This is a genomic window from Caballeronia arationis (genome assembly GCF_001544975.2).
Lineage (GTDB): Bacteria > Pseudomonadota > Gammaproteobacteria > Burkholderiales > Burkholderiaceae > Caballeronia > Caballeronia arationis.
The window spans coordinates 1-12,240 of the sequence record NZ_FCOG02000161.1 but is presented as its reverse complement, the minus strand read 5'-3'; the positions used below and the strand labels follow the sequence as shown (position 1 = coordinate 12,240).

8 protein-coding genes are annotated in these 12,240 nt (G+C 59.4%); 3 read left to right on the top strand and 5 right to left on the bottom strand.

Going from position 1 to position 12,240, the window contains the following annotated elements; translation table 11 throughout:
• Positions 1-64 precede the first annotated feature (64 nt).
• From AWB81_RS36855 to arsH, 3 genes are read right to left on the bottom strand one after another with little or no spacing between them, the layout of a single operon-like run.
• The gene (locus AWB81_RS36855) at positions 65-538 is read right to left on the bottom strand and encodes an ArsI/CadI family heavy metal resistance metalloenzyme (RefSeq protein WP_062642824.1); all 474 of its coding nucleotides are present in this window, start codon (positions 536-538) and stop codon (positions 65-67) included.
• Positions 539-868, bottom strand: coding sequence for an ArsR/SmtB family transcription factor (locus AWB81_RS36850; RefSeq protein WP_087135445.1), 330 nt, complete (start codon positions 866-868; stop codon positions 539-541).
• 9 nt (positions 869-877) lie between these two features.
• On the bottom strand, positions 878-1,654 hold the full coding sequence (gene arsH, locus AWB81_RS36845; RefSeq protein WP_062642822.1) for an arsenical resistance protein ArsH: 777 nt from the start codon (positions 1,652-1,654) through the stop codon (positions 878-880).
• Positions 1,655-1,814: 160 nt separating this feature from the next.
• On the opposite strand from arsH, the gene AWB81_RS36840 reads away from it, so the two are divergent.
• Genes AWB81_RS36840 through arsN2 form a run of 3 tightly spaced genes read left to right on the top strand, consistent with a single transcriptional unit; the run spans position 1,815 to position 4,257 of the window.
• Complete coding sequence (locus AWB81_RS36840) at positions 1,815-2,516, top strand: hypothetical protein (protein WP_062642817.1); 702 nt, start codon at positions 1,815-1,817, stop codon at positions 2,514-2,516.
• 4 nt (positions 2,517-2,520) lie between these two features.
• A complete protein-coding gene (locus AWB81_RS36835) occupies positions 2,521-3,786 on the top strand; it encodes an MFS transporter (protein WP_062642815.1) in 1,266 nt (421 codons plus the stop codon).
• Positions 3,787-3,813: 27 nt separating this feature from the next.
• Complete coding sequence (gene arsN2, locus AWB81_RS36830) at positions 3,814-4,257, top strand: arsenic resistance N-acetyltransferase ArsN2 (RefSeq protein ID WP_235026094.1); 444 nt, start codon at positions 3,814-3,816, stop codon at positions 4,255-4,257.
• 1,247 nt (positions 4,258-5,504) lie between these two features.
• On the opposite strand, the gene AWB81_RS36825 is transcribed toward arsN2, so the two are convergent.
• On the bottom strand, positions 5,505-6,932 hold the full coding sequence (locus tag AWB81_RS36825) for a hypothetical protein (RefSeq protein WP_062642813.1): 1,428 nt from the start codon (positions 6,930-6,932) through the stop codon (positions 5,505-5,507).
• Entirely contained in the window at positions 6,929-11,587 is a 4,659-nt protein-coding gene (locus tag AWB81_RS36820; protein WP_062642811.1) for a DEAD/DEAH box helicase family protein, read from the bottom strand. The genes AWB81_RS36825 and AWB81_RS36820 overlap by 4 nt, the downstream gene beginning before the upstream one ends.
• Positions 11,588-12,240 lie beyond the last annotated feature (653 nt).

Below are 12,240 nucleotides of genomic sequence, written 5' to 3'. Positions count from 1 at the left end.
GATATACAGAACAGCGACGGCCGCCGAATAACATTCGGCGGCCGTCGCTTATTGTGGTAGCGAGCTAACAGCAGCCGACCTTTCTCTCAATCACGGCCAGAATCGATGTTCCCGGAGCACAGCAAGGTCCGCCAGTGTCCGCGGGTGCCGTTTGGTGGCTGTCCGCGCCGAACATCGGGATGCCGCTGAGCGTGTGATACGTCTCCCACGGCACGCCAGCGGGGTCCTGTGTCCAGTACTTGTTCGAATTTGCGTAGCAGCACTGAGCCGCTGGCTGGTCCTGCACTGCAATGCTGCCGGTAAGAACCTGCTCGCGGAGTGCGGTCAACTCCTCGTCGCTGTCGACCTGGAAGCCGAGGTGATTGACACCTGATTCGCCGCCACGAGCAGAGATGGCGAAGTTCACGCGTGGGTCTTCCAGCATCCACTTCGCGTAGTCGTCCTTGAGCACAGTGGGCTGTGCGCCAAACATGCTGCTGTAAAACTGCACGCTTTTGTCGAGCTTGGGCACAACAACGTGTACGTGAAATCGCTTCATTTACGCCTCCGTTTCGTTGGGCGCGCAGTTGCATTGCTCTGCTGCGCAGCAGTTTTCCATCAGGAAATCCATAAGGGTCTGCATGCGGTCATAGCTGGCGCAGTAGATGATGAACCGGCCCTGACTCTTCCCCTCAATCAGTCCCGCGTTTGCGAGCTCCTTCAGGTGAAATGACAGCGTAGGCGCAGCGAGTCCCAGTTTTTCTGCGATGGTGCCCGGACTCATCCCGGACCGTCCGGCCGTAACCAATAGGCGAAAGACCGCGAGACGGTTCTCGTTCGCGAGCGCCGCGAGCGCTTTGACTGCCAACTTCGAATCCAGGGTCGCCATCACAGTCCTTTACCGGTTACTCGCTGATGTTTCCTTGCGGGAATGGTCGGCGATTGCCCGAGAAGCCAGGTCCGTCGCGGGGTCGAGCGGACGGCCTTCCTGCACGCGTTCGCTGTAACGGTCGACGAGATAATCTGCACGCCCACGGAGCAACAGCGTGAACTTAACCAGTTCCTCCATAACGTCGACCACGCGGTCGTAATAGGGCGACGGTTTCATGCGGCCTTCATCGTCGAATTCCTCGAATGCCTTCGCCACGGACGACTGGTTGGGGATGGTGAACATGCGCATCCACCGCCCGAGTTGACGAAGCTGATTCACGGAGTTAAACGACTGAGAACCGCCACTGACCTGCATCACGGCCAGGGTGCGTCCCTGCGTCGGACGAACACCGCCGCGCGAAAGAGGTAGGTGGTCTATCTGCGTCTTGATGAGCCCGGTAATTGTCCCGTGACGCTCGGGGCTACACCAGACCTGGCCTTCGGACCACATGGAGAGCTCGAGCAGTTCGCGAACTTTCGGGTGGTTGTCCGAATCTGGCTCATCGGCGAGCGGCAGACCGTTCGGGTCGAAAATTCGAGTCTCCGCCCCGAACCGTTCCAAGAGACGCGCAGCCTCTTCAACGAGCAGCCGCGAATACGAGCGCGCACGCAACGAGCCGTAGAGCAGCAGTATCCGCACCGGCGCTTGCCCCTTCATTCCAAGCCGCTGGGGAATGTCGGTGTCGAAGAATTCTGGTTTGGCGGCCGGAAGACTATGGTCGGCGCTTGTCGGATGAACAGTCATCTGCGTTCCTTGCTGTTTGATATTTCCAAATATATGGAGGTATCGAGTCAACACAAGGCGTATTCGCCGGCCACCTGAACGGCTCGAATTCTCACCTCGATTACTTGCATTCTACGACATTTCCGGTATTCTGGAAATATGAAATCCTCGGAGAGCGACGATGAGTGCCGAAGGCCTGAATACCGACGAACGCCCACTGCCCGTCTCGGGCGGGTGGCAGTGCCATTCGATGCAGGGATTCATTCTGCTGGCAGCACAGCGCGGTGTTGGTGGTCCATGGCAGGTGCCAACCGCCTTGCGGTCTGCGACATCGACCGGCTGCATCTCGCTCGCGGTCGACTTGGCGCAGGCCTTCCAGCGAGAGACCGGCTACTCAGCGTCAGCAAGTGCTTTGACGGGGTCGGTCGACGAGAAGCTTCAGCTGGCGCGCTTTCTCGCCCAAGGCGGCTCGACCGCCGCTGTCCTATTGATGGACGCCAAACTGCTCGGGCCCATCTGGCCAACGTGCGACTGGGAGACCCCTTTGCTGCGAGCCCGCAATTGTCTCGCCGATGAGGGAACGAAGTTCTTTGTTGCATTAGCAACGCCCGCTGGCCGCGGAGGCTTCGGCGCGGCGCTCAGCCATGCGCGAACGACGTTCCTTGCTCGGCGCGTTGAGCAGTTCTGCAACCGCGACGGACTCGGCTTTCTCGGCACCGTCGATTCAGCGCCTGCGACGGTGTCAAAACTCCACCCGAGTCCATTTCACGAGCGCGTCGCAACTGTCCTGGCGCACAGGCTCGCGTCGGCGACCTTCTTCTGCTGCGACGCCTTTCGCACCATTGGCGGCAGTGTCTCCAACCTGAGCGAGTTGAGAGGTTAAAAAATTGAGCACAGTATCGAGCCGGACGGAAAAAGCGAGTGACAACACTGGACCGGCGGATAGCCAAGACAGGCTAGTCACCTGGGCTCTCGCGTTGGCGCAACTCGTCTCATGGGGCTCCGTCTACTACTCCTTTTCGCTACTGGTCGTACCCATGGAACAGACGATGGGCTGGAGCAGGACGGCGACGAACGCAGCGCTTTCAGTCGGACTGCTGGTTTCGGGATTTGCAGCCTATCCAATCGGTCGCTGGATTGACCACGGACTCGGGCGACGAGTGATGGCGGTCGGCTCGGTCATCGCGGCGGCCATGCTGTTGCTATGGGCAGACGCGCAATCACTGACCCTGCTCTTCGTCGCCTGGGTAGGTCTCGGGGTTTCCATGGCCGCGACCTTCTATGACCCAGTGTTCGCAGTCGTCACACACCGATACCCCCGAAGCTTCAGAACGAAAATCACGCTGATTACGCTTGTGGCCGGATTCGCAAGTACTGCTTTTATACCGCTGACTCAGTTTCTAGTCGGCTCGGTGGGATGGCGAATGTCTCTCGTTGTGCTCGCAGTTTTGAACCTCGTTATTTGCCTACCGATTCATGCAGTGGCCATCCGCTCGTTGCCGTTGGAAGGCGGTTCGCGACCGGACAGGGGGGAAGTAAAGCTCGCGAACGATGCCGCCACACGCCGTGCTCTTCGAACGCCAACGTTCTGGGCGCTTGCTGTCTGCTTCACCGCTTACTATGCAACGTTCGCGGCGCTTACATTCCATCTTGTTCCCTTGATGGTCGAGCGAGGGGTGTCGAATGGTGTATCAGTCACCACCATGGCGCTCATCGGGCCGGCCCAGGTCGCCGCTCGTGCGGTGTGGTTCACGTTTGGCCGAACGGTCCACATGAGCACGGTGGGCATTATCGTTGTGACGTTGTTTCCGCTGTCGACTATTGTCCTAATTTTCGGAGGACAATCCGCGGCGCTCCTGTGGCTGTTTGCAGTCGGCTACGGTGCTGCTAACGGGATGATGACAATCCTCCGGGGCACCATCGTCCAGGACCTGATGTGGACTGAAGGGTACGGTGCAGTTAGCGGCATGCTCTCGTTCCCGTCGAATGTTGCCAAGGGAATAGCGCCGATTGCTGCCGCTAGCATTTGGAGCTTCACGCACGGCTACGCGGCGGTCGAGCGGACTGTGTTCCTCGTCTCGATAGTCTCTGCACTCGCATTTCTCGTGGCCGTCAGGCTCAGCCGTCGCTCGGCGACGAGTGAGGCGTACTAGGTCCCTCTCCGAAGTCCAAAAACCGACATGTCCACAATAAAAATGCGTGCCGCACGAAGCGACGACCTCGATGCCATCAAAGCATTGCTGGCAGAGAACGAACTGCCGGCGTCCGACATCACCGCCGCGGCACTGAAGGACTTCGCGGTAGCAGAGGACGCGAACGGCACACTCGTTGGTAGCGTCGGGCTCGAAAAATTTGCGACCAACGCGCTGCTGCGGTCACTGGTCGTCCCGAAAAGCGCCCGTGGCAACGGACTGGGTCGCCATTTAGTGGCGTATGCTGAGAACGTGGCGCGGGCGGATGGCATTATTGAACTGTGGTTGCTGACCACGACCGCCGCCCAATTCTTTCAACGGGTCGGCTATGTCGTGGCGGACCGAACTACGGCGCCCGCTCAGATCCAATTCAGCGCGCAGTTTGCAACGTTATGTCCGGCGTCTGCAATTTGCTTAAAGAGAAAGGTATAATGTTCCCGGAAAGGGTTTCGCTAGCGGTGAAACGAAGGTCTAGCCGGGGTTTTCCATCCGCGCACGCGCCAGATTAATTCCAATCAAAAGCACTTCCTCATTGGCCGCGTTCGCCGCATTCGCAAGGGTATACAGCCAAGCGTCAAGCAGAAGTTTGCAGTCCCTAGATGTTGATCTGGCGTTGGAGTCTCCGACCCGCGCGGTGGACACGTTTACACTGTCCGTCGTCAAGATGGAGAGGCAAATTCGGAAGCTCTCAGCGCATCCGGTCTATCAATCCGACGCGTTCGATGAAGACGACAGGTGTGTATTAAACCGACCGTCGCGAGAATTTCAATCCTTCAGGTAACAGAGCGACGACCGTGACGTCGCCACTCGCCGTGCTCGGCGAGGAAGTGCTTATAGTCGTCGAGGCTTCCCAACTTCCGCTTACTGGTCGACCCTGGCCGTCCTTTGCGAAGCGACGGACGAGCGAAGCCATCGTACCCAGCCTCTCTTCTCCTGCCGCTGCAAGCAGTTCACACCACCGCCTAGTACTCGCCGCTAGCAACTCAAGGTCGTTCGGTCGTTCGTTTGCAAACAACGGTCTGTGAATTGCCCGTGAAAGACCTTGTTCCTTACCTGTATGGCATCGGAAATCGCCACGTGAAGTTAGCTCGCGAGCGGCGCCTTTCCAGGACTGTCGCAATACGTGGAGGCCAATTATTGCGACTGTCCACTAAAACAAAGGCCTGCCGAAATGGACAGGTAGCTCTGCGGAGCTTTCGCGGTCGCCTGAACTGCCGACTGCTCAGTTACTGTAAGACGTGAGTCGCGTTCCAGCGTTCCACGACCTGATACTGTCCATGTCGTTAGCCTCGACCGCGTGCTGGCCGTGAGTGACCGCTGTTCTTCCGGAAGAGACGTACAGTACGCGATGGGCAAACGACCGAGTTGGGTCGGGTCCGGAAGTTCGGGCCGAGGTCGCCGGAGATCCCTGCGCTCGAACTGCGATCTTCGGCAACCGGCCAAAAGCGGTCGTCGTGACGGCGCCAAGCGATGTCCGCTCTAGGCTGGTACCAGTCGTTCTGCCTCCATTTAGCGAACGGTGATTGACGTTCGCAAAGCGGTCATGTCGCGTGGCGGTCCGCAGATTCGCGAATAACACTTCGAACGTGCGCCGGATGTCGCGGAATTCGCAGGCTAGACCTTCTTGCACGTCCTGGTCGCTTCACGGGCGGCCGCGGTCTTGTCATCTCGATAGCGTGCTAGGTGCCACACGGCAGCGGCGGGCGGGTATTGCCGGGCCAACAATCTGAAACGAAAGTGCAGCCGCGACAGCAAAGGCTCGCGTCGATCATGTGTATCTGACATCGGGGCTCTCTGCGGTCCACGACATCACGGTGGGCGCAGTGATGCGGCGTTTCATCGATGAAAAGGGCTCTCGGCTTCGCCAACACCGGCCTAGAGATCGCAGACGGTCCTGCTGCCAGGCGAGCGACATTGCAGACGCTCCATTTATGGAATCTGCAGTCCACGTCCGGGCCAGTTTTGACAAAGTGGGTCGCTTGGCCAGTGAGGATGATCCAGTTATCGCGCTCTCTGGGATTTGAACGCGCCAGCGGCCGCGTGACCGCCGGTTTGTGCATCGGCTCGCGCGGGAACCCAGGAAAATCGACAATCGGCGCGGGCCGAAGCTCAAGGTCGAGCTGCTCTACTGTTCGCGCCAGTAGCGCTGCGGCACCGGCAGCAAGCTTGTCGACGTGCGGACCCAGAGAGAGTTCGTCCGTTGTCTCGTCCTTCGTGTACTCGAGCAAGGACTCCTCAGATTCCTCGAGTACTGTAAGGAGCATGTTGTCCGCCCCACGCAGCACCAGCGCGGGATAGACCAATACACGCGGCTTTCTCCCGAAGACAGGCGATCCGCTTGCCTCGTAACTCACGTGAACCGCGTGAAAACATGCAACGACCAAGTCCTTTGTGAGGTAGTCCAAAACCTGCGTAGGCCGCACGCTGAAGGGCGTCTCGGCAGCGAGAGCCTTCTTCGATATCAGTGAAAACAATTCGCTGGCCTGAGCCTTGAAATTCTGCTTCTGAAAGACCTTGATTTTGACGTCTTCGACGGTGCCCTCGACGAAGGCCTGCACTGGGTCAACGAACACGACGATCCATTGCCCACTTGTGATCACGGCTCTTGGCAGCGTGTGACCATGTCTGTCTTTCAGACCTTTAACGTAGCCGCCCACCTGATCGATGTAGGCATGCCATTGCCCTGCCACCGGGGAGTTTTTCGCCTCCCCACCGGTTCTCCAATGATTAATTCCTTCACCCAATAGGGTTGGGGCTTCAAAAGGTACCTTCGTTCGAGGCTGCAGAAACGCCTTGTCCCAAGCCTTGGCCTCAATGAGTAAGGCTGGAGCATAGGTGTCTGCTCTGACGCCAAGGTAGTCCATGAACGTGGTCGTCTCGCCCTTAAGACGGGCCTCTTCCGCCATGTCCCCACCCAATCCGAGCGACCAACCAAGCAGTTCGACAAGCTCATCCAGAAAGTGAACGCGAGTCGTGTGCTCGTGAGGATCGCCTGCCTCCGCGCCGGCGAACTCTGGGCGCGCGTCTGTGGCGATCGACGCATCGAAGCGATCGATCAGATTGGCAAATCGTTCGATGAACTCTGCCTCCGTGACTTCGCGAATCACTGGAGCAGCTCCGGCAGACGATAGAGCAGCTTTCTCGCCGACGGCCACCCTGCTTCCATGAAGATATCGAGGCAGTCCACGAGCGCCTGCCGCCGTTCATTGGCCCCAAAGATCTCCTTGCTATCGGCGAGGAAGCTGCTTATCAGTCGCACCATCAGCTCGGCGCCCAACGGTTCGTATTGGTAGCCGCCCTTGGCGCCGCCCCCCCGAATCGCACGCGCGGTCAAATCGAATGCACGCTCCGGGTCTTGAGGAGCCAGAATTTCCACCAATTGCAGGAGTTGGTAAATGGTGTGCGGCTGTGCTTGATCTGCGATAAGCTCGAGCGTCGACGCTATCTCGCGCAAGTAGATCTCACACCCAGCTTCGTCAATTCCCGTACCGCCGTTGACTCGACCGGTCGCGAAATAGAGCTCCATGGCTGCCTTGTCGATGAGCTCGATGCATGCTTTCAAAATCGGCACCTGGTCGTCGGGAACGGCGACGCTCAGGTCATACGCTGCAAGTGGTCCGCTGGCGGCAACGACGATTCGATGAAGGAGGGCTTGGGCTCGATGCCGAAGGGCACCTTCCCCTGATTGGCCAGGATGCAGGCCCAGCACGACTGCATCGCGGAGCGTGAACAGAATCGTTACGAGCTGTCCGCTGTGCGCAGACGGGTCGTCCAACCATCTGGACAGGACGGCCTCCGCTGAGGCTCTTTGATGGGTCACCGAAAGAATCGCAACGAGGTCAGCCAGAGAGCCCTCAAGATCGGCCTGCTTCGCCGTGCCACTGTACCGCGCAAGGAGCGCGAGGGTCAGTCGTTCGCTTCGGTCGGGTTCGACATGGATGACCATTCGCAGCACATTGACGACTGAGCCCAAGACCGCAAAGTTGGTCTCTCGTTCAAGACGAAGTTCGAGGCGCCGCCAGAAACCAGCCCGATCGAGATCCCACAATCGAATGAGATGCCCGACCGACTCAGACCGCGCCGCAGGATGGCGATCATTCAGAAAACGATCGATATCCTCCGCAAGTCGCGGGTACAGATCGGGCCGCTGCAGGCAAACGTCCAGCACCGCCGTTGCGGCCTCAATGCGAGCGGCAGGCCCGCCCCAAGACTGGGACTGTTCGTACTGAGACTCCGTATCGTCGGTGACCTCCGGGTTGCCAGAAGTGGCCGCCATTCGAAAGAGCGCAAGATAACGATCGGTCGGATCGAAGCCCTCCCTGACAACCAAGCGCTCGCCCTGCGCAAGTCGTCCACATCCCTGGCCGATGACGCCTTCACTGTGGCTGCGCAGCGCTTCGTCCACGTCAGGAGCCTCTAGGCCAAGAACGATTGCCTCAAGCAATGTGAGCGTGCGCCCCGTATCGATTGCGTCGGTCGACGGGTGACCAGGCTTGGCCTCGATGTAGTCCCGGGCCGCCTCGATGGCCTCCATGACGGTGATATTCGACGGTCTATCCCTGTCCAGGTCTGTGATCCAGAAAAAGGGCTCAGACCGACCGAATCCGCTTGTGATGCGAAATGGTCGCTCGTTTCGAAGGCCGCGCTCGACCGATTCTGCTGGCGTGGCCGCAAGAATGGCACGTGCACTCTCGGTGACGAGCTGACCAGGCCCGATGACGCTGTACAGACGCCGGATCAGGTGTTCCCTGGCCGCTTCCGGAGACTTGTACCCTTCCATTGAGAATGTCGTCACCGAAGTTTCGAGCGCCTCCCGCTCAGCCATGCTGCGCCGCCCATACCCGTGGGCTACGAGGTCGATCGCATCCTTCTGGGTATCGATATTGGAGAGCCACGCTTCATCTGCCGCAATTGGCCAAAGCCGGTCGATCAAGCTATCGTTGCGTCGCACTGCCGCAAGAAAGAGCCTTGCCCATGTCAATGCCCATGCCGATGAACTCGAGATTTGGTCTGCAACCGAGCGAGCATCGAACTCGGGCAATGCAACAAACGCAGGCAAGAACTTCGCGATCAGGGCTGCGCCATCCTGGCCATACTTGTGGTCAGGGTCGTGACCCCAGATGTGACTCAGGTCGGTTTCAAGTCGGAGAGTCCGGCCTTCGATCGTTCGGGTGATAACTTCGCGTTCTGCTAGCTCGTGCTCCCGCCGAATGTAGTGGTCTACCGATTCCACAAACGCTCGGGTAGCCGCTCGAGGGTGATTCTGCAGAAACGTCGGGAAGAACTCGCACAGCGAGAAAAGCGCCATGCTGTAGTCCTGCCTGGAGTTCGACGTCAGAGATAGGATCTGACTTCGACCGCCCATGCTGGTAGTGACATCGTCTTTGACGGTGCCTGCGTACGTCCTCGAATACACTGTTGCAGCGAAATCCGGATCGGCGTCGGCCAGTTTGGAAATCTCACGGCACAGCGCCGGAACGTCCTCCCAGTTGTGGACATCGGCGCGCTCAGGTTCGAAGATTCGTTCTAAGAGCGCTCGAGACTCCGGAGGCGCAGTCGCGTAGGTGGCGACGACATTGGGGATGACTAGCGCGGCATCGATTTTCGAGTCAGGATGGCCGAACACGAATCCCAACAGTGCTCTTGCCGCAAAACCGACTGCCTCACCTGCCTGAGACGGACGCGCCGTGTTGATCAAGAGGTAAAGCAGCGTCCTCAATGGGGAAGGCACTCGCTCGACGCTGGCAGCAAGTTCACCGGCAAGCGAGACCCATGGCGTGAGACTCACATTCGGATGGTCTTCGAGACGCACGGCCAGCGCAGACACCACGTGCCAAAGTGCCGTAGGCACCATGTCTCGACCGTCGGCGACATGCTTTGCGATGGCATGAGTGTCTGTAGTGTCCTCCGGCAATTCGGCGCTGAGCCTTCCGGCCACGCTGCGCAGGATTGGGTCTCCCTCCGGATTGCCGACTATCCTTTCGACGGCGATCCAATAGCGCTCGTGATCCGGCTGTGCCCCCCACAGCTCCTGCAGCAGGAAGCCCATCGCCGGCGCAAGCATCAGACCAATCGTCTGAGTTTTCAGGTACTGCACCTCGCCTGAAACGAGCCCATCGACGTCCATAAGAAGTCGCGAGGCGGCATAGTCGAACAGAAGATGGTGACGGAACTGGATAAAGCGCTCGTTCTCGACCTTGGCTAACACGCCCTGGAGAAGAAGTGCATCCAAGGCATCGGGCGCCGTGGCAGCGATGACGTGCGTCTGGGCCCGCAGCGCTCGGCTATCGACCATCGCTTGAACAACGAGGCGCAAGCAGGCATCGGCGCGCGACCCCAACGGCGTCACCCGGTGCTCCCAATACAGCCTCAGCAGGCCCGCTTGGTTAGCGAGCTCGCGAAGTGCTTCAGCGCCCATTCCTGTGCGGAGCAACTCTCCGATGAGACGCGTGTTGAAAGGCACAAGCGCAAGTTGCCGAAGCTTCGTTGGCGCGCCATCGAGGGCGGTACGGAGTTCTGGCGCTTGGTTCAGTACCTGGTCGAACTCTTCCTCCGACCAAGGAGGCACAAGCAGATGCCTCACCGTTGGGAACGCGGCATCCCGGTGGTCCGGGTTGGCCGGACTACCGGCGAACAACTCACGGAATCGGACGCCCATGCGCAGGTCGAACGTCCGTATCGAGGCCACGACTTTCCAGCGTCCCTTCAAGGCGAGAACGCGCTCGATCAGCGATCGGAACGCGCCCTCTCCCTGTCCACCACGAGTAGCGTCGAGGGCGTCGACGACTAGCCATCCGCCCGATGGGCCGTCCCAGGCCTCGAGCACTTTGACCAGGTCGTGTTCGAGATCCAGTTCGTTCTTCAGTCCAACGAGGTCTTGAACGCTATAGCGGTCGACCGCGAGTTCGACGACGTCGCCATGGCTCCTCAACTCACGGGCCAGCGCGTTGATGACAGCGCTCTTGCCGGCACCGGGCTCGCCAATCAAGAGGAGCGATCCTTCTTGAGCCGCGGCCAAGGCGGCTGCCTGGCATTCCCGGGTGATTCGGATGACGCCCTCGGTCCTCTCGATCTGCTCGTAGGGCCGCAAGTCGGCAGCAATTTGCGTCGAGTGCTCCCTAAGCTTGCGGATGTCGTCTTCGAAGCGCGGCGGCGCAGACAGCGGCACTTGTGTATGCATGACGGCTTGCCGCAGTTGAGGTAAGTCGCCACCGTTTCGCTCGGTCATCCAGCGCTGGCTGATCTGGGTCAGCGCGGTGGTCAACGGTCGAGCCTGATCCGTTGTCGTCGCCCTCGCCGCTAGTCCCTCCATGACGTTGGCGTACGCGCCAACCGGGTCAAATGTCATCACTCTCACAAGCTGTGCAACGCTTCGAAGCACGGTCGGACTCCATGGTTCGGCCGTGGTGTTACTCCAGGCGTCCCGCATGCATGTCTCGAACACCTCCAGTGCCCTTTGCTGGCCTTGCGTTAGCGCACTTGGCGATGGCTGCGAGTGAGACCTCAGCGCTGCCGGGAGATCCACACGAATCGAAGCGGGTGCCGTGGGCCCCACTGCCAGCACGAGTCGGTCCTTGTTCGGATCGAGGCAGCGATCCCAAAGTTGTTCGCCCTGACCATCGCGGCAGACAAGCCAGTGTCGAATGAATTGCTGGACGGTCTTGGCCAAGCCGCTGTCAGCCCCAGACGAGAGGTTCACGGTCGTCTTGGCCTGCACCGCGATGAACCCGCCTTTCGAGGTTGCCACCAAGATGTCGTCCACAGGTGCCTCAGTCTCGAACCGAATCCAGACAGGGACGGCTGCCCCCAATTCTAGTACGTGGTCGACTGGAACTTGGGCGAGCAACTGCAGACCGAAAAGCGCCCCAAGTTGGGCCTGAAACCCAATACCCCCTGCGGCGGCGGCGCCACCACTGGAGATGCCTCGAGAACTAGTCGGATGTTGTGAGGTTGCCAAGTTGACTCGCTTAAGTTGACTTCGGGGTTTGGCCGCCATGATTGTACAAGGTGAACTGCCCCCAGTCGGGTCGACAAGCCGACAAGTAGCGAGATGGCTCAGGCACTCGCCCGCGCCTTTTCACCCCTAGACGGCTTTGGGCCAGAAAGCGGCCGTTCATCATGGAGGTCGCAACGGCCGAAAAGGGTCGATGGCTTGCGACAGTCGCGATCCGAGCAACGATGACCGGGCGTGTCGTTTCATCTTTGGCCGGACTCGGCCCAGACCGTGTCAAAACGCCATTTTGACGCGGTAAAATAGCTCATCCGATAGCGAAGGATGAGCGAGATGAAGCGGTTCGTTCAAGGCGACAATCGTACACAAAGCTTTCTCCTCCCAGAAGCACTTGACGACTACGTGACGGACACCAACCCCGTGCGCGTAGTCGATGTTTTTGTAGAAGAGCTTGATCTTCATAA